This window comes from Achromobacter sp. UBA5777, from assembly GCF_002418565.1.
GTDB lineage: Bacteria > Pseudomonadota > Gammaproteobacteria > Burkholderiales > Burkholderiaceae_B > Achromobacter > Achromobacter animicus.
Map to the genome: position 1 here is coordinate 1 of NZ_DIEJ01000140.1, position 25,332 is coordinate 25,332.

20 protein-coding genes are annotated in these 25,332 nt (G+C 66.5%); 10 read left to right on the forward strand and 10 right to left on the reverse strand.

Annotated elements, in window-relative coordinates; all coding sequences use genetic code 11:
- From B3446_RS10820 to B3446_RS10830, 3 genes are all read right to left on the reverse strand, one after another.
- Positions 1–1,400 (reverse strand): efflux transporter outer membrane subunit (locus B3446_RS10820; protein WP_291380856.1); only part of this gene is annotated, 1,400 nt, incomplete at its 3' end.
- A 3-nt stretch (positions 1,401–1,403) separates the two neighbouring features.
- On the reverse strand, positions 1,404–4,565 hold the full coding sequence (locus B3446_RS10825) for an efflux RND transporter permease subunit (RefSeq protein ID WP_291380858.1): 3,162 nt from the start codon (positions 4,563–4,565) through the stop codon (positions 1,404–1,406).
- A 39-nt stretch (positions 4,566–4,604) separates the two neighbouring features.
- A complete protein-coding gene (locus tag B3446_RS10830; RefSeq protein WP_291380860.1) occupies positions 4,605–5,783 on the reverse strand; it encodes an efflux RND transporter periplasmic adaptor subunit in 1,179 nt (392 codons plus the stop codon).
- Positions 5,784–5,994: 211 nt separating this feature from the next.
- Here B3446_RS10830 and B3446_RS10835 point away from each other — a divergent pair, with 211 nt between their 5' ends.
- Entirely contained in the window at positions 5,995–6,546 is a 552-nt protein-coding gene (locus B3446_RS10835) for a TetR/AcrR family transcriptional regulator (RefSeq protein ID WP_175121803.1), read from the forward strand.
- 45 nt (positions 6,547–6,591) lie between these two features.
- Here B3446_RS10835 and B3446_RS10840 read toward each other — a convergent pair whose 3' ends face one another.
- From B3446_RS10840 to B3446_RS10850, 3 genes are all read right to left on the reverse strand, one after another.
- Entirely contained in the window at positions 6,592–7,602 is a 1,011-nt protein-coding gene (locus B3446_RS10840) for an aldo/keto reductase (RefSeq protein WP_291380863.1), read from the reverse strand.
- A 176-nt stretch (positions 7,603–7,778) separates the two neighbouring features.
- The gene (locus tag B3446_RS10845; RefSeq protein ID WP_175136702.1) at positions 7,779–8,831 is read right to left on the reverse strand and encodes a serine hydrolase domain-containing protein; all 1,053 of its coding nucleotides are present in this window, start codon (positions 8,829–8,831) and stop codon (positions 7,779–7,781) included.
- A 22-nt stretch (positions 8,832–8,853) separates the two neighbouring features.
- Positions 8,854–10,050 carry a pyridoxal-phosphate-dependent aminotransferase family protein gene (locus B3446_RS10850; RefSeq protein WP_291380865.1) on the reverse strand — a complete coding sequence of 399 codons (1,197 nt, stop codon included), beginning with the start codon at positions 10,048–10,050 and terminating at the stop codon, positions 8,854–8,856.
- 200 nt (positions 10,051–10,250) lie between these two features.
- Between B3446_RS10850 and B3446_RS10855 the strand changes: the two genes are divergently transcribed.
- The 7 genes from B3446_RS10855 (at position 10,251) to B3446_RS10885 (ending at position 17,876) form a co-directional block, all read left to right on the forward strand.
- Complete coding sequence (locus tag B3446_RS10855) at positions 10,251–11,009, forward strand: GntR family transcriptional regulator (RefSeq protein ID WP_191579133.1); 759 nt, start codon at positions 10,251–10,253, stop codon at positions 11,007–11,009.
- A 23-nt stretch (positions 11,010–11,032) separates the two neighbouring features.
- Positions 11,033–12,619, forward strand: a complete 1,587-nt coding sequence (locus B3446_RS10860) for an ABC transporter substrate-binding protein (protein WP_291380868.1) — start codon at positions 11,033–11,035, stop codon at positions 12,617–12,619.
- A gap of 63 nt (positions 12,620–12,682) precedes the next feature.
- Positions 12,683–13,600: an ABC transporter permease gene (locus B3446_RS10865; protein ID WP_175121809.1), complete on the forward strand. Its 918-nt coding sequence runs from the start codon at positions 12,683–12,685 to the stop codon at positions 13,598–13,600.
- Position 13,601: 1 nt separating this feature from the next.
- Positions 13,602–14,510 carry an ABC transporter permease gene (locus B3446_RS10870; protein ID WP_175121810.1) on the forward strand — a complete coding sequence of 303 codons (909 nt, stop codon included), beginning with the start codon at positions 13,602–13,604 and terminating at the stop codon, positions 14,508–14,510.
- Between the two features lie 2 nt (positions 14,511–14,512).
- Positions 14,513–15,502 (forward strand): ABC transporter ATP-binding protein, encoded by a 990-nt coding sequence (locus tag B3446_RS10875; RefSeq protein WP_105238664.1) that lies wholly within the window; start codon positions 14,513–14,515, stop codon positions 15,500–15,502.
- Positions 15,499–16,479, forward strand: a complete 981-nt coding sequence (locus B3446_RS10880) for an ABC transporter ATP-binding protein (protein WP_105238663.1) — start codon at positions 15,499–15,501, stop codon at positions 16,477–16,479. The genes B3446_RS10875 and B3446_RS10880 overlap by 4 nt, the downstream gene beginning before the upstream one ends.
- On the forward strand, positions 16,476–17,876 hold the full coding sequence (locus B3446_RS10885; RefSeq protein ID WP_291380872.1) for a M20 family metallopeptidase: 1,401 nt from the start codon (positions 16,476–16,478) through the stop codon (positions 17,874–17,876). Before B3446_RS10880 ends, B3446_RS10885 begins: the two co-directional genes overlap by 4 nt.
- Here B3446_RS10885 and B3446_RS10890 read toward each other — a convergent pair.
- The 3 genes from B3446_RS10890 to B3446_RS10900 form a co-directional block, all read right to left on the reverse strand.
- A complete protein-coding gene (locus B3446_RS10890) occupies positions 17,860–18,774 on the reverse strand; it encodes an MBL fold metallo-hydrolase (protein WP_291380873.1) in 915 nt (304 codons plus the stop codon). The two genes, B3446_RS10885 and B3446_RS10890, sit on opposite strands and share 17 nt — an antisense overlap.
- Positions 18,775–18,866: 92 nt before the next feature.
- Positions 18,867–19,823: an alpha/beta fold hydrolase gene (locus B3446_RS10895; RefSeq protein ID WP_291380875.1), complete on the reverse strand. Its 957-nt coding sequence runs from the start codon at positions 19,821–19,823 to the stop codon at positions 18,867–18,869.
- A gap of 141 nt (positions 19,824–19,964) precedes the next feature.
- Entirely contained in the window at positions 19,965–20,714 is a 750-nt protein-coding gene (locus B3446_RS10900) for a hypothetical protein (protein ID WP_291380876.1), read from the reverse strand.
- 117 nt (positions 20,715–20,831) lie between these two features.
- Between B3446_RS10900 and B3446_RS10905 the strand changes: the two genes are divergently transcribed.
- Complete coding sequence (locus tag B3446_RS10905; RefSeq protein ID WP_291380878.1) at positions 20,832–21,536, forward strand: hypothetical protein; 705 nt, start codon at positions 20,832–20,834, stop codon at positions 21,534–21,536.
- A gap of 10 nt (positions 21,537–21,546) precedes the next feature.
- Here B3446_RS10905 and B3446_RS10910 read toward each other — a convergent pair whose 3' ends face one another.
- A complete protein-coding gene (locus B3446_RS10910; protein WP_291380880.1) occupies positions 21,547–23,976 on the reverse strand; it encodes a mechanosensitive ion channel domain-containing protein in 2,430 nt (809 codons plus the stop codon).
- Positions 23,977–24,345: 369 nt separating this feature from the next.
- Between B3446_RS10910 and B3446_RS10915 the strand changes: the two genes are divergently transcribed.
- Positions 24,346–25,320 carry a tripartite tricarboxylate transporter substrate-binding protein gene (locus tag B3446_RS10915; RefSeq protein ID WP_291380882.1) on the forward strand — a complete coding sequence of 325 codons (975 nt, stop codon included), beginning with the start codon at positions 24,346–24,348 and terminating at the stop codon, positions 25,318–25,320.
- Positions 25,321–25,332 lie beyond the last annotated feature (12 nt).

Here is a 25,332-nt window from a genome sequence, read left to right on the forward strand (position 1 = left end):
CAGCCGCCGCCCAGCGCCTTGAACAGTGTCGCCAGCGCCGCCTGGCGCTGCGCGCTGACGTCGATATAGGCGATCTGATCCGTGTAGGCGCTGCGTTGCGCGTCCAGATAACGCAGATGGCTGTCGACACCGCCGCGATAGCGCGCCTCGGACAACTGCATGGCGATCTGGCTGGATTGCGCCAGCGCCAGGCGCGAGGCCTCTTCGCGGCGCAGCGTCTCGGTGGCCACCAGCGCGTCGGACACCTCGCGAAACGCCGTCTGGATCGTCTTTTCATACTGCGCCACGGCGATGTCCTTGCGCACGGTGGCCAAATCCAGATTGGCCACATTGCGCCCGCCGGCAAAGATCGGCAGCGTGATCTGCGGCGCGAAGGACCACGCGCGCTGCCCGGATTCAAACAAACCCGACAGGTCCGCGCTGGAACTGCCGAACAGTCCGGTCAGCGAAATGCTGGGAAAGAACGCCGCCCGCGCCGCGCCGATGCTGGCATTGCGCGCCTGCAACTGATGCTCGGCGGCCAGGATGTCCGGCCGGTTTTCCAACAGCGCAGACGGCGCGCCCGCCGCGATCTCCTGCACCAGCATCGGGGCATCGGCCGTGCGCACGGGCAGGTACGGCGACAGGTCGCTGATCCCCACCAGCAGGCCGAGCGCATTGCCGGCCTGGCGCACTTCGCGGTCCATGCGTTCCATTTCCGCGCGGGACTGTTCGGTCAGGCCCAGCGCTTCCTGATAGTCCAGCGCCGTCGCTGTCCCCGCTTGACGCCGCTTGACGATCAGTTCCAGCGACGCCTCGCGGCTGGCGAGCGTCTGACGGGTGACATCCAGGCGGCGCTGCGCGCTGTCGCGGGCCACATAGGCCTGAATCACCTCGGCCACCAGGCTGATCTGCGCGCTGCGCGCCGTGGCCTCGGTTGACAGGTATTCCTGCAAGGCCGCGTCCGACAGGCTGCGCACGCGCCCGAACAGATCCAGCTCAAAAGCGGTGAGGCCCAGACCGGCCTGGTAGCTGCTTTGCACCGCCGACTCGCCGGTGGTGTTCAGATCGCCGGGGACGCGCTGGCGCGTGCCCGTGCCCTGCGCGTTGATGCCGGGCAGCCGGTCCGCGCGCGTGATCTGGTACTGCGCGCGGGCCGCCTCGATGTTCAGCAGCGACTGGCGCAGGTCGCGGTTGTTGGCCAGCGACAACTCGACCAGCTTGCGCAAGGCGTCGTCGGTGACGAAGGACTGCCAGTCCAGCGTCGCCGCGGCGGATTCGCCCGGGCTGGTCGACGCCAGGCTCCAGTTCTCACCAACCGGCGACGCCGGGCGTTCGTAGACGGGCGCCAGCGAGCAGCCTGCAAGCGCCGCGGTCAGCAGCAGCGCGGACATCCGCAGGGGAAACAAGGTCTGCAACATGAATTACTCCTGCACCGTGCGCGGCGTGGCATCGGGGGTGGGCGAGGACTTGGGCGAATCTTTGCCCCGCTTGCGCTGCACCAGCGACAGCACCCACACGAAGAAGATGGGGACGAAGATCACGCCCAGCAGCGTGGCGGTCAGCATGCCGCCGATCACGCCCACGCCCAGCGCGCGCTGGCTGGCCGCGCCCGCGCCGGAGGCCAGGGCCAGCGGCACGACGCCCAGGATGAACGCCAGCGACGTCATGACGATGGGACGGAAGCGCAGCTTGGCGGCCTGGATGGCGGCGTCGGCCAGCGAATGCCCCTGCTCGCGCAGGCTCTTGGCAAATTCCACGATCAGGATGGCGTTCTTGGCCGCCAGCCCGATGATGGTGATGAGCCCCACCTTGAAGTACACGTCGTTCGGCATGCCCAGCACCGTCACCGCCAGCACCGAACCCAGCGCGCCGATCGGCACGATCAGCATCACGGACGCCGGAATCGACCAGCTTTCATACAGCGCGACCATCAGCAGGAACACCACCAGGAACGCCAGCGCAAACAGCATCGGCGCCTGCGAGCCAGCGAACTTCTCCTGGTACGACAAGCCCGTCCACTCGTAGCCGATGCCTTCCGGCAATCCCGCCACGATGCGCTCGATCTCGGCCATCGCCTGGCCGGTGCTGCTGCCAGGCATCGCGTCGCCCGCGATCTTGAAGGCCGGATAGCCGTTGTAGCGGGAGATCTGCACGGGACCGTTTTCCCAGTCCGTCTTCACAAAGGCGCTCAGCGGAACCATGCCGCCCGTCTTGTTGGGCACGTTCAGTTGCAGGATGCTTTCCGGCGTCATGCGGTCACGTACGTCGGCCTGCACCACCACGCGCTGCAGGCGTCCGGCGTTGGCAAAGTCATTGACCGTGGCCGACCCATAGGCGGCAGAGATCGCCGTGCTGATGACGTCAAAGCCCACGCCCAGCGCCTCGGCCTTCTCGCGGTCGATGTCCAGGCGCAGCTGCGGCGCGTCAGCCAGGCCTTCCATCATGGCGTAGGCGATCACGTGCGAGCTGTTGGCCTGGGCCAGCAACTGGTTGCGAGCGTCGGTCAGCGCCGCACGGCCCAGTCCGCCCCGGTCCTGCAACCGCAGCGCGAAGCCGCCCGAGTTGCCGAGGCCTTCGATGGGCGGCGGGTTGACGGCCATGACCGCGCCGTCGTCGATCACTGCAAATTTCGCGTTCACGCTATCCGCCACGTCGGTGGCCGATTGGCCCTCGCCGCGCTCGGACCAGTCCTTGAGCGTGGGGAACGCAATGCCCGCGTTCTGGCCCGTGCCCGAGAAGCTGAAGCCCATGACGGTGAAGGCGTCGCCCATGGCATCCAGCGACAGCAGGTGCTGTTCGACGTCCGCCACCACCTTGTCGGTACGCATGTGCGTCGCGCCCGGCGGCAATTGCACGTCGACGATGACGTAGCCCTGGTCTTCCGGCGGAACAAAAGATTCCGGCACGCGCACGTACAGCACGGCCAGCACCGCGACGATGGCCAGGTAGATGACCATGTACCGGCCCGTGCGGCGCACCAGGCGCGTATTCAGCGCCTCGAAGCGGCCCGTCAGACGGTTGAAGACGCGGTTGAACCAGCCGAAGAAGCCCTTCTTTTCGTCGTGATGGCCCTTGGGGATGGGCTTGAGGAACGTGGCGCACAGCGCCGGCGTGAACGTCAGGGCAAGGAACCCCGAGAACAGGATCGACACGGCCAGCGACAGCGAGAACTGCTGATAGATCACGCCGACGGAACCGCTCATGAACGCCAGCGGCAGGAACACCGCGGACAGCACCAGCGTGATGCCGACGATGGCGCCGGATACCTGCTCCATGGCTTTGATCGTGGCTTCGCGCGGCGACAGCCCTTCCTCGGCCATGATGCGCTCCACGTTCTCGACCACGACGATGGCGTCGTCCACCAGAATGCCGATGGCCAGCACCATGCCGAACATGGTCATCATGTTGACCGAGAAGCCCAGCACCGACATCACTGCAAACGTGCCCAGCAGACATACCGGCACCACGATCGTCGGGATCAGCGTGTAGCGGAAGTTCTGCAGGAACAGGAACATCACCAGAAACACCAGCACCATCGCTTCCAACAGCGTGTGCACCACCTTCGTGATGGCCACGCTGACGAACTTGGACGTGTCGAATGGCACCGAATATTCAACGTCTTCGGGGAATGAGGCCGACAATTCTTCCAGGCGCGCATTCACGGCCTTGACGGTGTCGATGGCGTTGGCGCCCGGCGCAAGCTGGACGGCCGCGCCTACCGACTTCTTGCCGTTCAGGCGCGTTTCAAAGTCATAGCTCTGGCGTCCCACTTCCAGACGCGCCACGTCGGCCAGGCGCACGGACGAGCCGTCCGGGTTGGCGCGCAGGACGATGCGGCCGAACTCCTCGGGATTGTCCAGCGTGCCCTTCACGGCCAGCGTCGCGGTCAGTTCCTGTTCGGGCGCGCCGGGGCGGCTGCCGAAGCTGCCCGCCGGCACCTGCACGTTCTGCGCGGCAATCGCCGCGTTGACGTCTGCCACCGACAGGCCCAGACCCAGCAGTTTCTGCGGATCGATCCATACGCGCATCGCGGCTTCGGCGCCGAAGAACTGCACCTTGCCCACGCCGTTCACGCGGCGGATTTCGTTGTTGATGTGGCGCGCGGCGTAGTCCGACAGACCGACCACGTCCTTGTGCGCGTCATCGCCCTTGTACGTCAGGGCGTAGATCATCAGGAAGTTCGAACTGGCCTGCTCAACCTGCAGACCCTGCTGCGTCACGGCCGTGGGCAGGCGCGCCTCGGCCTTCTTGATGCGGTTCTGCACGTCCACCTGCGCCAGGTCGGGATCCGTACCCGGCTGGAAGGTGACGGTGATTTCGGCGCTGCCGCTCGAGCTGCTGGACGACTCGTAGTACAGCATGTTCTTCGCGCCGTTCAGCTCTTCCTCGATGACGCTGGTCACCGAATCGACCAGCACCGTCGCGGACGCGCCCGGATAGGTGGCGGCGATGGTCACCTGCGGCGGCGCGACCACCGGAAACTGCGACACGGGCAGCGACGGAATCGCCAGCAGCCCCGCGAGCGAGATGAAGATGGCCACCACCCAGGCGAAATTGGGGCGGCCAATGAAAAACTTGGACATGGTCTAACCTCGGATTTGCGCGCGATTCATGAGGGCCGCTTATTGCTTGGCGGACGCGGCGGCATCGCCGGCGGCGGCCACCTTGGGCTCGTTCGCGGGCGTCACGCTGACTTTCTGGCCGGGCACGGCGGCGCTGACGCCGCCCACGATCACCCGGTCGCCGGGGGCCAGGCCCTCGGTGATGTGCCAATCGCCGCCGCGCATCGTGCCTGTCTGCACCGCGCGGGTCTCCACGACGTCGTCCGCGCCGACCACCAGGACCTGCGGCTTGCCATCGGTGCTCCGCGTGACGGCGCGCTGCGGAACCAGGATCGCTTCCGGGTCCACTCCTTGATGCGTGCGCACCCGGACATACATGCCCGGCAGCAGCAGCACGTCGGGGTTGGCGAACTCGCCGCGCAGGGCCACCTGGCCGGTGCTGCGGTCCACGGCAATGTCCGAGAACAACAGGCGCCCTTCGCGCTGCTGGTCGGTGCCGTCGATCGTGATGGAGATGCTGGCGCCCTCGCCTTCGCCCAGGCTGCCGTTCTGCATGGCGGCGCGCATGCGCAGCATGTCGCCGACGGGCTGGTTGAAGTCCACGTACACCGGGTCCAGTTGCTGGATCGTCGCCATCGGCGTGGCCTCGTTCTGGCCAACCAGCGCGCCTTCGGTGACCTGCGCGCGCCCGATGCGGCCCGAGATGGGCGCCTTGACGGTGGCGTAGTCCAAATTGAGCTGCGCGGTCTCGACATCAGCCTGGGCCGAGCGGCGCGCGGCCAACGCGCTCTTGAGCGTGGTGTTGGCCGTGTCGAAGTCCTGCTGGCTGACGGCTTCGATCTTGACCAGGGGCGTGTAGCGCTTGACCACGGCCTGCGCGTCGGACACGGCGGCCTGGGCCTTGGCCAGTTCGCCTTCCGCACGTGACAAGGCCGCCTTGAACGGCGCCGGGTCAATGCGGAACAGCACGTCGCCGGCCTTGACGTCCGCACCTTCCACGAAGTTGCGGCTCAGCACGATGCCGGCCACGCGGGCACGGACCTCGGCCACGCGCATCGGTTCGACCCGGCCGGGCAGTTCGCTGATCAGCGTGTAGCGCTGGGGTTGCACCGCCACCGCCTGAACCGGACGCGGACCCGCCGCCTGCGGTTCACCGCCATCGGACCCGCCGCAACCGGCCAAGAGGATTGCCGTTGCCAACACCGCCAGGGGCAGCCGCCATGCTTGATTGACCTTCATTCACTACCCCCGCGCTGCGCGTTCTGAATTCAAAGAGACGCCGATGCTACCTGAAAGGACGATTTGAATCAATCTTGATTCATTTGCTGCTTTTAGGCTTAAATCTGACGGCTCACAAGTCTTTACTTGAAAAATCCGCGGAAGTTTGTACAAAGTGAATCGCCCATGATCCAATACCGGCCCAGGGATAACCACAAATGGGGAGGAGGCAATGTCTGAAGAGGCAGGCCACGAACGGCTGCTGGTCGCGCTGGCGCTGGCGATGGTGGATCAGCCGCGCGCGACCTTGCAGGAGCTGGCCAAGGCCGTCGGCGTCAGCAAGGCGACCTTGTACCGGTTCTGTAAGACCCGGGATCAGCTGGTGCTCCGCCTGATGACGCATTGCGCACAGGTCATGAAGCAGGCGCTGGCGGATTCGCACCTGGACACCGCCCCGCCCCGCACGGCGCTGCGCAGCCTGATCGAGCAGCACTTGGCGCACAAGGAATTGACGGCGTTCCTGATCTACAACTGGAAGCCCGATACGGAACTTGAGCCGGACATCATGAACAGCTGGTCCGGCTATCAGGAAACCCTGGATGCATTCTTTTTGCGTGGTCAGCGCGAGGGCGCGTTCCGCGTGGACATGACCGCCGCCGCGCTCAGCGAACTCCTGATCGGAATCATCACCAGCATGGTGGATGCCGAGCGGCGCGGCCGGATTGCGCGCATGGGCATCGCACAGGTGGCCGAACAGATGATGCTGCACGGCATCTCGGCCTAGCCGGCGGTTGTGCAAAAGTGACGCGGGGCGAGGCCCCGCGCCCGCTTATGCCGCCGTCACCGGGCGGCCGTAAAACGGATAGTTCGGATCGTTGTAGCCATGCGCCGATGCATGGCCCGGCGTCACCCACTCGTTCACGACCGTTTCGTCCTCGGGCGTGATCGTCACGTCCAGCGCCGCGTAGTAATCGTCCATCTGCGCCAGCGTGCGCGGGCCCGCGATAACGGCGGTGATGACGGGATTGGCCAGCACCCACGCCGTGGCGAAATGGCCCGGCTGCACGCCGCGCGCGGCGCTGTGCTGCACCAGCTTTTGTGCGATCTGCAGAGATTCCTCGCGGAATTCGGTGGCCAGGATGCGGCGGTCGCCGCGTCCGGCGCGCGTATCCGCCGCGGGCGCCTGGCCCGGCAGGTACTTGCCCGTCAGCACGCCACGCGCGATCGGGCTGTACGGCACCACGCCCAACCCGTAATGCTTGCACGCCGGCAGGATCTCGACTTCGGGTCCGCGGTTCAGCATGTTGTAGTACGGCTGGCACACCACCGGCTGCGGCACGCCGAGTTTTTCGCACAGACGCATCACCTCGGCGATGCGCCAGCCGCGAAAGTTCGACAGCCCGAAGCTGCGCAGCTTGCCCGCGCGGATCAGGTCGCCCAGCGCCCACAGCGCTTCTTCCAGGTTTTCTTCGTGGTAGTCGCGGTGCAGGTACAGGATGTCCATGAAATCCGTGCCCATGCGCGACAGGCTCTGCTCCACGCCGCGGATCAGCCACTGACGCGAGTAGTGCGCCAGATTCGGCCCCTTGCCGACCGGATTGCCGATCTTGCTGGCCAGCACCCAGTCGTTGCGCTGCCCCTTGAGCAGCTTGCCCACGACCTCTTCCGACCGGCCTTCGTTGTAGACGTCGGCGGTATCGATGAAATTCAGGCCGTGATCGCGTGCCGACGCAACGATGCGCGCAGCTTCGTCATCAGGCGTCTGCTCCCCGAACATCATCGTGCCCAGGCAGAGCGGCGACACCCGGAGATTGCTGGTTCCCAGTCGGCGGTAATTCATGGCGTGGTTCCTTGATCGGATGAAGGGATAAGGCGTGGCCGCGCGTCACCGCGCAGCCGAACGCCACATCTTGCCCGAAAAAACCTGACATGCCGCAAAACCCGGACGAGGATTGGGGAGTCAGAGACCGGAAGCGGTCTTACTGGTGTCAGACACCGGAATCAGTCTTACGGGTCTTAGACACCCGCATCCACCGCCGCCAGGATCTTCCCAAACAGCGCGTCCGCATGCGCGGAATTCAGCCAGCGCACGATCACGACCATCTTGCGTTCCGGTTCCACCCACGTGAACGAGCTGCCCGCGCCAACCCCAAAGAAGCTGGACGACGGCACACTGGGAAACACCTTGCCCTCGTGGTTCAGCCAGATCAGGTAGCCGTAGTACGGGGCGATGTCGCACGGGGTGCGCATGGCCTGCAGCCATTCACGCGACAGGATCTGCTTACCATTGGCCTGGCCGTCGTTCAGCAGCATCTGGCCGATCAGCGCCTGGTCCTTGGCGCTGATGGACATGCCGCCGCCCCAATGCGAGCCGCCGGGCACCGAGGGCATGCGCTGGCCGTCGATCTCCACCCAGGCGTTGTCGTAGCCGACCCATTGCCAGTCCTCGCTGCAGCCGATAGGCCGGGTGACGGCCTCGCGGAACACTTCCGGCAGCGGCTTGCGGAACAGATGCAGCAGCGCGTAGGACAGCTGATTGATCCGGACGTCGTTGTATTCCCAATACGTGCCGGGTTCCTGCAGCGGACGCGCATCGCCCTTCTTTCCGTCGGGCGGCACGCCGAAGGTGACGGCGCGATAGCGGTCCGCCTGGTCCGACACGCCGAAGCGTTCGCCTTCCCATTCGCTGGTCTGCTGCAGCAGATGCCGCCACGTGATCGACGCATTGCGGCCTTCGTCAAAGCCGATGCCCGGCACGCGCTTGCCGACGGGTTCGTCCACGTCCGGCAGCAGGCCGCGGTCATGCGCCACGCCGGCCAGGATGGCCAGGTACAGCTTGGCGACGCTGAACGTCAGGTCGGCGCGGTCCGGCTCGCCCCACTCGGCCACCGTCTTTCCGTCCACCACGACCACGCCGGACACCGGCCCGCGGTCATGGATGGGTCCGAGCAGGCGGTTCCAGGGCGGCGGATCGTTCAGGTGCACGCCGAAATTGCCTTTGACGCTGCGGTCCCAGGTCGATTCGTGGTCGTTGGCGAACTGGATCGCCTGCTGCATGAGCGTATTCATCGGTTCCCTCGTTGTTGTGTGTTCATTGCCCCGCGCGTTCCGGCGCGCGCGTCAGATATTCCATGGCCGCCTGCATCCCGCCCGAGCGGTGCGGGACGCCGGCCGCGGCCAGCCCCATCTCCACGCCCGCCAGCGTGCCGCATAGCGTCAGATCGTTGAAGTGCCCAAGATGGCCGATACGGAAGATGCGATCGGACAGTTTGCCCAGCCCCTGTCCCAGCGACATGTCGAAGCGGTCAAGGATGACCTTGCGCAGCGCGTCGGCGCTGTGCCCGTCAGGCATCAGCACGGCGGTCAGCGCCGGACTGTGCGCGGCCGGGTCCACGCTCAGCAGCTCCAGCCCCCAACCCGCCACCGCCAGCCGCGTGGCGCGGGCATGGCGCTCGTGGCGCGCGAACACCTGCGGCAGGCCTTCGGCCGACAGCATGGCCAGCGCCTCATGCAGGCCGTAAAGCAGATTGGTCGACGGCGTGTACGGAAAATAGCCCTTCGCATTGGGCCCGAGCATCTCGCGCCAATCCCAGTACGACCGCGGCAGACGCGCGGTCTCGGCCGCCGCCAGCGCGCGCGGCCCCACCGCGTTGAACGACAGGCCCGGCGGCAGCATCAGGCCTTTTTGCGAACCGGCCACCGTCACGTCCACGCCCCATTCATCGTGGCGGTAGTCGATCGAGCCCAGCGACGAAATCGTGTCGACCATCAACAGCGCCGGGTGCCCGGCCTGGTCGATGGCGGCGCGCACCGCGGCGATGTCGCTGGTGACGCCGGTGGAGGTCTCGTTGTGCACCACGCACACCGCCTTGATGCGGTGCTGCGCATCTTCTGAAAGCCGCGCGCCAATCACGCCGGCATCGACCGGATGACGCCAGTCGCCCTCGATGTAATCCACTTCCAGCCCCAGCCGCCCGGCCAGCTTGCGCCACAGGCTGGCGAAGTGGCCGGTCTCGACCATCAGCACACGATCGCCCGGCGACAGCGTGTTGACCAGCGCGGCCTCCCACGCGCCGGTGCCCGACGCCGGAAAGATCACGACGGGCGACTCGGTCTGGAAGATGTGCTTGAGGCCCGACAGCACCGCCTTGCCGAGTTCACCGAACTCCGGTCCGCGGTGATCGATGGTGGGCAGGTCGATGGCGCGCAGGACCCGGTCGGGCACGTTGGTGGGTCCGGGAATCTGCAGGAAATGCCGGCCGGACGGGTGGGTGTTCAGCGTGAGCATGCGTGGCCCCAATGTGGACGGTTTGTATACCAAGGCGGCTATGCGCAGCGTTCAGGCAGCGCGCGGCGGCCTGGCGGACTTGCGGCATGCGCCACTCTATCCCATTGTTTTTACGTCGATAACCTAGGGTATACACCCATCAAAACGACAGCAAAGACAGGTTTATAGTCTGCGAAAACAAGGGGAATTTTTGTATACCAATGCGCAGCGATCCTAGCTTCTTGCCGGATCATGCCGAGGCCGTTGCCTCGTCCGATCTCACGCCCGACTCCGCCCCGACGGCCGCTCGCGCCGCCGGCGACGGGCGCACGCTGGCGGGATCGGCGGCCGGATCGCTACGCGAACGCATCATCCAGGGCGAGTTCCCGCCCGGCACCCGGCTGAACGAACGTGCGCTGTGCGACCTGCTCGGCGTGTCGCGCACCCCGCTGCGCGAAGCGTTCCGCGTGCTGGCCGCCGAGGGCCTGGTGAAGATCGAACCGAACCGCGGCGCGCAGGTGGTGGCGCTGTCGGAAGCCAACATCCGCGAGGCCTTCGAAGTGATCGGCGGCCTGGAGGCCATGTCGTGCCGGTTTGCGTGCGAGCGCGCGACCGACGTCGAGATCGCCGAGATCCGCGCGCTGACCTACGAAATGATGGCCAGCCACGCGCGCCATGACCTGCCGACGTACTTCCGCGTCAACCGCGAGATCCACGAACGCATCAGTCTGGCGGCGCACAACAGTTTGCTCAAACAGCTTTACGACGCGCAGAACGCGCGGATCCAGAACCTGCGCTTCGTCTCGAACGAAGACCGGCAGAAATGGGATCTGGCGATGCGCGAACACATAGAAATGGCGGAGGCCCTTGCCGCGCGCGACGCGGACCGGCTGGCAGCCATCATGCGGCAGCACCTGCAGCGCAAATGCGACGCGGCGCTCAAGAGCCGGAGCGAGACGATAGATACGCAACACATGTAGTGTCATCAAGAGGAGCCTTCACCATGGCTGATAGTCGCTTCACACCTTGCTGCTTCACCCCCGCTACTTCTGCGCTGTCCTTCCGCCGTTCCACGCCGCTCAAGGCCCTGGCCGCCGCCCTGCTGGCCTGCGCCGCGCTCGCCACCCAACCCGCGCTTGCCGGCAAGAAGGACGACACCCTGCGCATGGCCTACGATCAGGCGCCGGAAAGCGTCGATCCGTATTTCAACAACGTCCGCATCGGCGTCATCATTGCCGCCAACGTGTGGGACACCCTGCTCTACCGCGACCCCGTCACCAACGAGTACAAAGGCCAGCTCGCCAAAAGCTGGAAGCAGGTCGACGACAAGACCATGGAGTTCGAGCTGCGTGAGGGCGTCAAATTCCACAACGGCGAAGAGTTCGACGCCGACTCCGTGGTTTACACGCTGAACTACGTGGCCGATCCGAAGAACAAGGCCGTCACGCAGCAGAACGTGTCGTGGATCGACAAGGTCGAGAAGATCGACAAGTACAAGGTGCGCCTGACCACCAAGGAGCCCTTCCCCGGCGCCAAGGAATACCTGTCCACCACGGCCGCCATCCACCCGGCGAAGTATTACCAGGAGGTCGGCCCCAAGGGCATGAACGCCAAGCCGGTGGGCTCGGGTCCGTACAAGGTCGTCGACTACCAGCCCGGCAAGTCCATCACGCTGGAACGCAACGCCGACTACTTCAAGGATTCGCCCAAGGCGCAGCCCAAGATCGGCAAGGTCGTCATCCGCTTCATCCCCGACCGCCAGACGCAGATGGCCGAAGTCATCTCGGGCGGCGAAGACCTGATCATGAGCGTGCCCAAGGACCAGGCCGAACAGCTGGGCGGCATGCCGAACCTGCAGATGGTCACGGGCAACACCATGCGCATCGTGTTCATGCAGATGAACATCCTGGAAGGCACGCCCGCGCCGCAGCTGAAGGACGAGCGCGTCCGCCGCGCGATCATCCACGCGATCGACCGCGAATCCATGCTCAAGAACATCGTGGGCGAAGGCGGCGGGCTCATCAACACCATCTGCACGCCGTCGCAGGTGGGCTGCACGCAGGAAGGCGCGCCGACCTACAAGTACGATCCGGCGCAGGCCAAGAAGCTGCTGGCCGAAGCGGGCTACCCGAATGGCTTTGACATCGACATCGTCGCGTACCGCGAACGCAACCAGACCGAAGCCATCATCAACTACCTGCAGGCCGTCGGCATCCGCGCCAAGCTGAACTTCCTGCAGTACGCCGCGATGCGCGACATGATCCGCGCGAACAAGGCGTCGCTCACGCACCAGACGTGGGGCTCGAACCTGGTGAACGACGTGTCGGCGTCCACGCCGGTGTACTTCGCCTTCGGCAGCGACGACATCACCCGCGACCCGAAGGTGCGCGACCTGCTCAAGAAGGGCGATACCACCATCGAACCCGGGCCGCGCAAGGCGGCCTACAAGGAGGCGCTGGACATCATCGCGGAAAAGGCCTACGCCGTTCCCCTGTGGACGCTGCCCGCCTACTACGTCGCCACCAAGGACGTGAACTTCAAGCCCTACTCGGACGAGCTGGTGCGCTTCTGGGACATGAGCTGGAAGTAAGGCGCGGTCCGCGCCGGGCGGGCTTCGCAAACGCCCGGCGCTGCTGAACAGAGAGGAAGTCCTATGCTTTATTTCACGCTGAGGCGCCTGGGCCTGGCGGCGCTGGTGGCGCTGACCGTGTCGATCCTGGCGTTCCTGCTGCTGCACCTGTCGGGCGACCCGGCGCTGGCGCTGGCCGGCGAAGGCGCGCGGCAGGCCGACATCGACATGATCCGCAAGACCTACGGGCTGGACCGCCCGATCATCGTCCAGTACGCCGACTGGCTCTGGCACATCCTGCAAGGCGACTTCGGCACGTCGGTGTACTTCAAGACCGAGGCCGGACCGCTGATCCTGTCCAAGCTGGCGACCACACTGAAGCTGGGCATGGCGGCGCTGGCGTTCGCGCTGTGCATCTCGATTCCGCTGGGCGTGCTGGCCGCGCTGTACAAGGGCAGCCTGATCGACCGCGTCTGTCTGGCGATCGCGGTGCTTGGGCAGGCGCTGCCGAACTTCTTCTTCGCGCTGATCCTGATCATGCTGTTCTCGATCTCGCTGCGCATCCTGCCGGTGTCGGGCAGCGGCACGTGGCAGCATTTCGTCATGCCTGCGATCGCGCTGGGCTATTACGTCGCGCCGGCGTTCATGCGCCTGATCCGCGCCGGCATGATCGAGGTGCTGAGCGCCGACTACATCCGCACAGCGCGGGCCAAGGGGCTACCCGCCCGCAAGGTCATCTTCAAGCACGCCCTGCGCAACGCCATCGTCCCGGTGGTCGCGCTGGCCGCCGTGCAGCTGGGCTACCTGCTGGGCGGCTCGGTAGTCATCGAGACCATCTTCGCGCTGGACGGCCTGGGGTATCTGGCCTATCAGAGCATCACGTACAAGGACTATCCGGTCATGCAGCTGATCGTGCTGCTGCTGTCGGTGCTGTATGTGCTGCTGACGCTTGCCGCCGACGTGGCCAACGCGTGGCTCGATCCGCGCATCCGGGTGTCCTGACATGAACACGCCTACGCTCACCCCCGCCACCCCCGCCGCGGCCCCGTTGGAACTGTCTGCCTCCACGCTGCGCTGGCGCCGCCTGCGGCGCAACAAGGCGCTGCTGGCCGGCGGCGGCATCCTCTTCGTCATCGTGCTGATCGCGCTGCTGGCGCCGTGGATCTCGCCCCACGATCCCTATTTCCAGGATCTGGCCTACCGCACCGCACCGCCCGTCTGGTACGAAAAAGGCACCTGGCTCCACCCGCTGGGCACCGACCAGCTGGGACGCGACTACATGTCGCGCCTGTTCTACGGCGCACGCATCTCGCTGCTGATCGGCATCAGCGTCGCGCTCATCTCGGGCCTGATCGGCACGGCGATGGGCATGGCGGCCGGCTACTTTGGCGGCAAGGTCGACATGGCCGTGTCGTTCCTCATCACCACGCGCCTGTCCATGCCGGTCATCCTGGTGGCGCTGGCCACCGTGGCCATCGTCGGCGGCTCGCTGTGGGTGGTGATCCTGGTGCTGGGCCTGCTCAAGTGGGATCGCTACGCCGTCGTGATGCGCAGCGCCACGCAGCAGGTGCGCTCGCTGGAATACGTGGCCGCCGCGCAGGCCGCCGGCGCCAGCACGTGGCGCATCGTCTGGGGCGAGGTCCTGCCCAACGTCGTGCCGCAGCTCATCGTGATCGCCACGCTGGAAGCCGCCAGCGCGATCCTGCTGGAAGCCTCGCTGTCCTTCCTGGGCCTGGGCGTCCAACCGCCGCTGCCGTCGTGGGGCTTGATGATCTCCGAGGCCAAGGCCTACATGTTCTTCTCGTTCTGGCTGATCGCCATTCCCGGGTCGGCGCTGGCGCTCTTGATCTTCGCGATCAACCTGGCCGGCGACGGACTGCATCAACTCCTGACGCCTGAAGAGAGGGCCTGAGCATGAACGGCACCGATATCGTCCTGGACGTGCAAGGACTGACCGTCGACATCGCCACCCCGCGCGGCCCGCTGCACGCGGTGCGCGACGTGTCGTTCCAGGTCAAGCGCGGCGAAACGCTGTGCCTCGTGGGGGAATCGGGCTGCGGCAAGTCGATGACCTCGCTGGCCATCATGGGTCTCTTGCCCAAGGCCGCACGGCGCAGCACGCGCCGGCTGGCGGTGCTGGGCGAAGATCTGTCAAAAGCCCGCGGGCGGCGCGTCAACGCACTGCGCGGCAGCAAGATGGCGATGATCTTTCAAGAGCCCATGACGGCGCTCAACCCCGCCTACGCCATCGGCGAGCAGCTCACCGAACACTACATCCACCATTGCAAGGCGAGCAGCCAGCAGGCGCGCGACCGGGCCGTGGAATTGCTGGAGAAAGTCGGCATCGCGTCGGCCGGCCAGCGGCTGGGACAGTATCCGCATCAGCTCTCCGGCGGACTGCGCCAGCGCGTGATGATCGCGATGGCGCTCATGTGCGGCCCTGAACTCTTGATCGCCGACGAGCCCAGCACCGCGCTGGACGTCACGATCCAGGCGCAGATCCTGCGGCTGCTGGCCGACCTGCAGGCGGAACTGGGCATCGCGATGGTGCTGATCACGCACGATCTGGGCGTCGTCGCGCGCATCGCGCGGCAGGTGGCGGTGATGTATGCGGGGCAGATCGTCGAGGAAGGCCCCGTTGCCGACATCTTTGCGACGCCGCATCACCCCTACACGCAAGGGCTGCTGGGCTGTATCCCCGTGCCGGGCCGCACGGCGCCGGGCGAGGCGCTGGGCACCATACCCGGCGTGGTGCCTTCGCTGGTGGGCGACCTGCGCGGCTGCGCCTTCGCCGACCGCTGCCGCTATGCGCAGCCGCAATGCCGGCAGGCCGTTCCCGTCCACGGCCAGGCGACTGGCCAGCAATGGCGCTGCATCCTCAGCGCCGAAGGAGTTCCGGCATGAGCGCGCTGCTCCAAGCCGATGGCGTCAGCCGCCAATTCACGGTGCGCGCCGGCATGTTCCGCCCGCGGTCTACGCTGCACGCGGTCAATGGCGTCGATCTGGCGGTTGACCGGGGCGCGGTGCTGGGCATCGTTGGCGAGTCCGGCTGCGGCAAGTCCACCCTGGCGCGCATGCTGCTGGGGCTGACGCCGCCGACCGAAGGCGCCATCCGCCTCGACGGCCAGGACATCCGGCAGATGGACCGGCGCGCCCTCGCCCGGCGCGTGCAGCCCATCTTCCAGGACCCGTATTCGTCGCTGAATCCGCGCCGCTCCATTGCGTCGATCGTGTCGCTGCCGCTGGAGGTGCATGGCATCCCGAACCCGAAGATGCACAAGGCGATCGACATGCTCGAGCGCGTGGGCCTGCCGCCGCGGCTGGCCCACAACACGCCCGGGCAGCTGTCCGGGGGCCAGCGCCAGCGCGTGGCCATTGCGCGCGCGCTGGTCATGCAGCCCGAGCTCGTCATCTGCGACGAACCCACCTCCGCGCTGGACGTGTCGGTGCAGGCGCAGATCATGAACCTGCTGATGGACCTGCGGCGCGATTTCAACCTGACGTATGTGTTCATCAGCCACAACCTGGCGGTGGTCGAGCACATCGCCACCCACGTGGCCGTGATGTACCTGGGCCGCGTGGTGGAATCCGCGCCCACCGCCCGCCTGTTCCACGACCCGCGCCATCCCTACACGCAGGCGCTGCTGGCGTCGGTGCTGACGCCCGAACCCGGGCTGGGCATCCCCGACATGGGGTTGGGCCTGTCGTTTCCCGACCCGCTGCACCCGCCGTCCGGCTGCCCGTTCCATCCGCGCTGCCAGCACGCGATGGCGCAATGCAAGACCGAACGGCCTGCATTGACCGTGCGGGAAGGCGCGCTGGTCGCCTGTCACCTCTATCCGCCCGTCCCCTCGACTTCCAATGGAGCCACCCAGCCATGACCCGCGCACAAGCCATCGCCCAGGCGGAACACTGCTTTGATTCCGGCGCCTTCCGCACGCTGTTGGCGCGCCGCCTGGCGCTGCCCACGGAAAGCCAGAATCCCGAACGCGCCGCCGTGCTGGCGGACTATCTGCAGGACGAGATCCGTCCGGCGTTCGAGGCCCTGGGATTCACCTGCCGCACCCTGACGCATCCGAAGGCGCTGGCGCCGTTCCTGTACGCCGAACGGATTGAGGACCCGGCCCTGCCCACCGTGCTGGGCTACGGGCACGGCGATGTGATTCGCGGGCTGGAACGGGAATGGAAGGAAGGCCTGTCGCCGTGGTCGCTGACCGAGGCCGAAGGCCGCTGGTACGGCCGCGGCATTGCCGACAACAAGGGCCAGCACACCATCAACATGGAGGCGCTGCGGCTGGTGCTGGAGACGCGCGGCAAGCTCGGCTTCAACGCCAAATACCTGATCGAGATGGGCGAGGAAACCGGATCGATGGGGCTGCGCGAACTCTGCACCGAGCATCGCGACCTGCTGGCCGCGGACCTCCTGATCGCCTCGGACGGCCCGCGCCTGAGCGCCAACCGTCCCACCATCTTCCTGGGCGCGCGCGGCAGCCTGAACTTCGACCTCACGATCGAGGCACGCGCCGGTGGCCATCATTCCGGCAACTGGGGCGGGCTGATCTCCAACCCCGGTCTGCAGCTGGCCCACGCGATCGCCAGCATCGCCTCGCCCGTTGGCCAGATCCGCATCCCGGAATGGGTGCCGAAGGAACTGCCGCCGGCCGTGCGCCGCGCGCTGGCCGACTGCCAGGTCGACGGCGGCACGGACGGCCCCGAGATCGAACCCGATTGGGGCGAGCCCGGTTTGTCGCCCGCCGAACGCGTGTTCGGCTGGTGTTCGTTCGAAGTGCTGGCCTACAAGACCGGCAACCCCGACACGCCCGTCAACGCCATCCCGCCGCGCGCGTGGGCACGCTGCCAGTTGCGCTTCGTGGTTGGCGTCGACCCGGACGATCTGATTCCCGCACTGCGCCGCCACCTGGACAGCCATGGCTTTCCAATGGTCCAGATCTCGCTGACCCGCGAGTCCATGTTCCGCGCGACCCGCATCGACCCCGACGACGCCTGGGTTCGCTGGGCCGTGGATTCGCTGGAACGCACCTCGGGCGAAAAGACCGCGCTGCTGCCCAACCTGGGCGGTTCGCTGCCCAACGACATCTTCACCGACGTGTTGGGCCTGCGCACGATCTGGGTGCCGCACTCCTACCCCGGCTGCTCCCAGCATGCGCCCAACGAGCACCTGCCGCCGGAGTTGCTGCGGCAGGCGCTGGGGCTGATGACCGGGCTGTACTGGGACCTGGGCGCAGGCGGCACGCCGGAGATCAGAAGTCCCAGATGACCGGCACCCAGCGGAACGCGTTGCCTTCCACGGCGACGCGTCCCACCGAGGGGAACGGCAGGTGCGCCGCCACGAGCAGGCCCTTGTTTTCGGCCAGTTCGTTGAACAGCGTGAAGCGCACGCGGGCCGCTTCCTCGGGATCGTGTTCAAAGCCGTTGTGCCATTCGGGATGGTCGAAGGCGACCGGGAACACGGCATCGCCCGCAAACGTCAAGCGTTCGCCGCCGGAGACCAGGTCGACGACACAGTGGCCGGGCGTGTGGCCGCCGGTGTGACGCACGATGACGCCCGCCGCCACCTCGTGGCGGTCCTCGAAGACACGGATCTGATCGCGGTACGTTTCATAAAAGCTGGTCGCCGTCGAACGCAGCACGGCGGGCACCGGCTTGGGCATGACCGTCTGCGAAAAATCCGGCGAGGTCCAGAACGCAACTTCGGTGGCATTCACGTGGATGCGTACATCTTTTCGCAGGCGCTCCTTCACGCCGGGGACCAGCAGGCCGCCCACGTGGTCCATGTGCATGTGCGTGATGATGACGTCCGTCACGGACTCCAGCGGGATGCCCGCAGATTGCAACCGTTGCGGAAACTGGCCCGCCCGCGGAAAGCCCGAGAACTGGCCGCCCAGCCCCGCGTCGATGAGGATGGTCTGGTCGCCGCTGCGCGCGACCATCACGTTCAACGGCCAGTCGAAGGCGTCCGGCGGCATGAACATATGGTCCAGCCAGTTGGCCAGATCGGCCGGGTCCGCGTTGGTGGCCATCGTCGACGTGGGCAGCGGCAGCACGCCGTCGCTGACGACCAGCGCATCGATGTCGCCGATCTGCACGGCGTAGCGGGAGGGCACCAGATCAATGGCCTGGTGGGTAATGGGGTCCAAAGTGTCTGCGGAAAGCATGGCGAAATCTCCTTGAAGGCCGGACGGGCCGGCCGCAAACCGGCGCCCTCGCGCCGGGGATTGATGCAACGGGGGAATGAAGCAACCGCGCGTCAGCCGCGCAGGAAAGCCAGCAGATCGGCGTTGATGCGGTCCTGCATGGTGGCCGTCAGGCCGTGCGGCGCGCCCGGGTAATAGATGGCCTGCGCGTTCTTCACCAGACGCACGGCCTTTTGGGCCGAGTCGTGGATCGGCACGATCTGGTCGTCTTCGCCGTGCATGAACAACGTGGGCACGTCGATCTTCTTCAGGTCTTCAGTGAAATCCGTTTCCGAGAACGCCTTGACGCACTCGTAGGCATTCTTCTGGCCGCTCTGCATGCTCCACAGCCAGAACTGGTCCAGCTGGCCCTGCGACACCTTCGAACCCGTCCGATTGGCGCCGTAGAACGGCACGGCCAGCTCCTTGTAGAACTGCGAGCGGTCGCCCGCCACGCCGTCGCGGATGCCGTCGAACACCGACAGCGGCAGGCCTTCCGGATTGGAGGCCGACTTCAGCATCACCGGCGGCACCGCCCCGATCAGCACGGCGCGCGACACGCGCTTCGTGCCGTGGCGGCCGATGTAGCGCGCCACTTCGCCGCCGCCGGTGGAGTGGCCCACCATCGCGATTTGCTTTACGTCCAGCGCCTCGATCAACTGCGCCAGATCGTCGGCGTAGGTGTCCATGTCGTTGCCGTTGGACGGCTGCGATGAACGCCCATGGCCGCGGCGGTCATGCGCAATCACGCGAAAGCCATTGCGCGCCAGGAAGTGCAGTTGTCCGTCCCACGCATCCGCGTTCAGCGGCCAGCCGTGCGAGAACGTAACGACCGGGCCGGCGCCCCAGTCCTTGTAGTACAGCGTCGTGCCGTCTTTCGTGACGAAGGTGTTGCTGTTCATGGGAGAGCTCCGTTGGGGTTGGGAATTGCGCTGCGGGGCTGCTTGTGCGCCGATGGCAAAGGCGCTGCCAGCCAGGAGCGCGCTGCCGGCAAGCAGCGTGCGCCGGGCGGCGTTATACGAGTCGTTCATGGGGATCCTCAAGGTCGGAAGAGACAGTGAGGGCATCGTAGGACTGCGCCCGCGAGCGCGGTAGACACGGCGCGGGAAGCACGATGTTGTGCGATGCGCACCAATGCCGGCAGGAGGTTGCCGGCGTGCGCGAGACAGGCGCTATTCGGGCAGCGCCGAATCCCGATACGCCACGGCGATCATTGCCGTCAGCACGAAGGTCATGGCGACGCACGCCACCGCGCCCAATACGCCCTGCAGCGCCTGCACGCTCACGTAGTCATACATCAGCGGGAGCAGATCGTTGGCGGCATGCGCGGCCAGGACCAGCAGCACCAGGAACCCCAACATCAACGGCCAGCGCGGATAACGCATCGCGGCGCGCACCGCGCCAAAGCCATACTCACCTGCGAGCACGACGCGAGGCAGGCTCACGCTGTACATGGCCAGCCCGTACAGCACCGGCACCCACACCACCACCAGCAACGCGATCAGTACGCCGTAGAACAGCGGTTCGTTGGCGCCGCCCATCAGCATGTACAGCACATACGGCAGATCGCCGGTGGCGCGCGCAAGCGCCATGACGCCAACAACCAGCCCGCCCAGCAGCACCAGATGCCGGGCTTCCGAGTTGCCGCCGCGCGACGCGGCCGCATGCGCGGTTTCGCCGAGCAGAATGACCCGATGCCAGGCGTAGGTGGTGCGCGCGAGGGCGATCAGGCAGACGAGCGCCAGCGCGAGGATCAGCCAATCCACAAGCCCGTACAGCCGGGACGTCGTCAGCGCAAACGGCAACGTCAGCGTGAACACCGCCAGCGACCACGGCGCGGCGGCCAGCATGGCGCGGCCGTGCTGCCTGATGACGCCCACTGTCGCTGCGATGAAACGACCTGCTCCGGGTTGGCTGGACACGAGACTCCCTTGCTCAGAAATGATGGTGCTCGTTTATACCGCACGCCGCTTGTTCTCCCGATCCCATGACGCGTATCTCGGTTACCCTTGCGCACCTTTTTCTATTGCCGAGTCTTCATGAAGTCGCTTCCCGTCGCCGTTGCTGCCTTTGCCACCGCCCTGCTGCCCACGCTGGCCCACGCCGCATACACCCCCACCGAGATCGAACGTGCCGTACTCGAATACGGCATCCGCGAAGAACATGATGCCTTGCTCCGGGCCGACTGGCGCCTGCTGGGCCGGAGGTTGGACATATCGCGTGTGGACCCCGCGGATATCTCGGACATGTACGCCAAGGGTCCGACGGACAAGGCGCCTGCCGTGATCGAAGATTCCTTCGTGTTCAAGGCGACGATCGATGCGGCAGCGGCGAAGGCCGGCGTCGTGACGTTCGCCGGCACCCGCGGGGCCACCGTCCGCGCCACGCTGCCGGCAGGCGCGAAGCCCGCCAACGACCTGATGCTGACCTGCGCCAAGCTGGCCTTCGCCGATGGCCTCGCCACGTTTTCGCAATGTCAGAACTGGACGCCCGTCGCCGAGAAGACCGTCGCGGATTTTCGCGCCGACATCGCCGAATTTCTGCAGGGCAAGCCCGCGAAGAAGTACGTGGCCAAGTTCGTGATCGACTACTTCGTCGTCGCGGGCGACATGCCGGCCAAGGCCGGCTGCCCCGACGACCGCAAGGCCTGCGACCAGGCGATCCGCAAGACCGACATGACGCGCGCCGGCTATGCGGCCGTAACGGAACGCCTGAACGCCGCAGGCGTGCAGACGGGGCGCTAAGCCGCGCTCCTCAACTGCGCGCGGGTTCCGCGCGCGTGGGGTCGGCTTCGGCTTCTGCCTCGGCCTCCGCCCGGGCCTCCAGCTCATTGCCCAGCACCTCGGCTGAATCCTCGTTGCTGGCTTCCGGCTTCAGGCGGCGGCGCGTATGGCCCGCGGCGCGCGCGCTGTCGCCCTCGTCCGCACGCTCGGCCTGCACGTGCACGTTGGCCGCAGGCGCGAAGCCGCGCTTGTCCTGCCCGAAGTAGACCACCGTGTGCGGGTACGGCAGCTCGATGCCCGCCGCGTCGAAGTGCTTCTTGAGCAGGCGGTTGTAGCCGCGCTGCACCGCCCACTGCATGCCCGGCGTGGTCTTGATGAGGATGCGGATGGTCACGCCCTTGTCGTTGACCGCCGTGACGCCCGCCACCGTCATGTCTTCCAGGATCTCCGGTCCAAGCACCGAATCGGTCATCAGCTCGGCAAACGCCGCACGCAGATGCTCGATGGCGTCGTCCACGCTTTCGCGGTGGGCGATCGTGTATTCGCCCAGGTGATACGAGAAGTCGCGCATGTGGTTGGCCACCACGTCCACCGACGAGAACGGCACCAGATGGTAGCCGCCGTCCAGCGTGCGGATGCCGACCGAGCGGATGGTCATCTTCTCGACCGTGCCGAAAACACCTGCCACCTGCACCACGTCGTTTTCGTTCATCCCGTTCTCAAGCTGGATGAAGACGCCGGTGATGATGTCCTGCACCAGCTTCTGCGCACCAAAACCGATGGCCAGGCCGACCACGCCAGCGCCCGCGATCAGCGGGCCGACGTCGATGCCGATCTGCGACAGCAGCACCATCAGCGTCATCGTCACGATGACGATCAGCGCGGCGTTGCGGAACAGCGCCAGCAGCGTGCGTTCGCGCGCACTGGGCATGCCCCGCTCTTCACTTTGGCTGAGGCGATGCTCGATGATGCTGGCGATCACCGTCCAGGCCAGCATGGCGATCATCAGGACGATCACGATGTTCAGCACCACCTTGATCGCGGCGGCGCCCGCGTCCGACGCCAGCCAGCGCGACAGGTCAAAGGCCTGCCACGCGTCCAGGATCAGCAGCACGATGATGATGCGGATGATCCAGCCAACCACCTTCAGCGCAGCCGGCACATACGCGTTGACGCGTGCCTCCAGCAGCGGCAAGCGCCGCCGCAGGTCGTCCGACAGGCGGATCGGCTTGGCCAATACCGCGTTCAGCAGCAGGATAAGCAGGCTGCCCACGCCGATGACCAGCAGCGTCTGCGCCGTGGCGCGCGCCATGAAAGGCAGCGCGTCGGTCGGGTCGACCTGGCTGACCACGAGCAGGATCGTGAAATAGAGGATGCCCAGCACGTGCCAGATGCGCGACAGCAGCCGCAGCCGGGATCCCATGAACGTGGCCGCGCCCGCGGCCCGGCGGTCCAGCCGTTCGCGGACCGCCTGGCGGTTATGCCAGATGACACGTACGGCGTAGATGTACACCGCCAGCATGATGAGCATCGTAGTCAGCCTGCCCAGCGCCGGCGACAGCGCCGCCGCCATCACGGGTCCGACCACCAGCGTGCCGTAACCGGCCGCCGCCACGATGCGCACCAGCCACGCGTTCCAGTACTTCGCCAGCTCGTCCGACATCGGCAACAGGCGCAGATGCGGATGGCGCACCGCGAACACCGTGCGGATCAGCACCTTTACGATCTCCACCGCCACGAAGGCCTGCAGGAACAGCGAGGCCAGTCCATCCAGCGTGCCGCGCCCCGGCGTGCTCCACAGCGCCGCCGCGCCACCTGCCATCGCGGCCAGCAAGACGACGGCGACGTCGATCGCCAGCGCACCCACGATCGCGCCCGCACGGCGCGTGAGCACCTTCATGGACGCCGGCTTGCCCCGAACGGGGGCCGGCCCGGTTTCGCAACCGTGCTCGGCCACCCAGCGGTCGATCCGCGTATAGATGCGCATGGCGATCATGCGCAGCAGGATGAAGGCGATGATGGTGGCCGCGGCAGCCAGCGCCAGCGGCAGCAACGCGCTGCGCGCCGTGCCGCTGTCCATGCGCAGATTCTGGCCCGAGGCCAGCGCGCGCATGTCATCAACGCCCTGTCCCATGTCGGCCGCGACGCCGGTCAGGAACCGCTGAACGCCATTGGCCATGCGCTCCTGCAACGTCGGCTCGGCGGGCGTTGCGGGCGTCTGTTTCGCCGTCGCGGTCTTGGCTGGCGTTGGGCCGGCGGTGGCCGGCTTGTCTCCGGCCGCCTGCGCGCGCAGTTGGTCGATGAGGGCCTGGCGCGCTTGGGGGTTGTCCAGCAGATCGGCCAGCGCGGCAGGCGTCAGCGCCGAGGCCGCGGGGGCCGGCTCAGCCGCCGCGGCCGGGGTCAGCAGCGGAAATGCGGCCATGGCCGGGGAGTACCAGAGGAACGTTAAACAACTCAGCATCGCCGCCAGCAGCCAGGCCGCCAGCCAGGGCCTTTCCCGTCTGCGCCGCCAGGAGACGGCGGCATGGTGGCGGGATGGAAGGGATCGGGATGCTGTCGTTGCGGATCGAACCACTAATAAATCTCCTGTGCGATCAGGGCATGGACGCCGGGAAAAAAAAGAAGCCGGCGACGGGGGTCGCGGCTTGAGCGATGGCCACATGATAAAGCCCCGGGTCTGTCCCCTTTAGCGACGGCCTGCTTTATCGCTGGAAGCAATAAACAAGCGGCAATTAATTCGTTGGTCCGGACGGCCTGAGTGTTTAGAGTCCATCGCCGCCATGCCCGCGCCATATTCCGACAGGCGCGCGCCCAACCAAGAGTCCGCTTCATGACCACCCGATTCCAAGCTGCACGCCGCAACACCCTGCTCGCCCTTGCTCTGGCCGTCGCCGGCATGGGCGCCGCGCAGGCCGACCAACGTGTCATCCGCATCGTCGTGCCCTATGGCACCGGCGCGGTCCAGGACACCATCGCCCGCGCGATCGGTGACGAACTGGGCCGCGCGCTGGACGCCTCCATCGTGATCGAAAACCGCGCCGGCGCCGGCGGCACCGTGGGCACCGCCCAGGTCGCCCGCGCCAAGCCAGACGGCAACACCCTGGTGCTTGCCGCCGCCAGCCACAACATCGCCGGGTATCTCTATAAGAACCTGAGCTACGACCCCTACAAGGACTTCACGGGCGTCGCCTACATCGGCAACACCGGCTACATCATTCTTGCGTCCGCCTCGCTGAACGCCAGGAACACCGCCGAATTCATCCAGGCCGTCAAAGCCAAACCCGGCGCTTACGATTACGCGTCGGCCGGCAACGGGAGCGCCTCGCACCTGGGCATGGCGTCGTTCCTGACCGCCGCCGGCGCGCAGATGCAGCACATCCCCATGAAGTCCACCGGCGACGCCGTGACCGAACTGCTGGCCGGCCGCGTCCAGGCCGTCACGGCCGCCACCATCGGCGTGACCGCTTACCGCAACGACCCGCGCGTCACGTTCCTGGCTTACACCGGCAAGACCCGTTCCCGCTTCGCCCCCGACCTGCCCACCGTCGCAGAAAGCGGCCTGCCCGGCTACGCGTTCGATTCCTGGCTCGGTTTGCTCGCCCCTGCCGGCATCGCCGCGGCAGACCGCGACAAGATCAACACCGCGGTCAACAAGGTGCTGGCCGACCCGAAGGTGCAATCGCGGTTGGCGTCGCTTGGCGTCGAAGCCGAGGCCAAATCCGCAGCGCAGTTTCAGGCGCTGCTGAAGGCGGATTTTGAAGCGGCAGGAAAGGTGGTGAGCGCTTCCGGGGCGCGGGTGGAGTAGCCCTGATTCTTC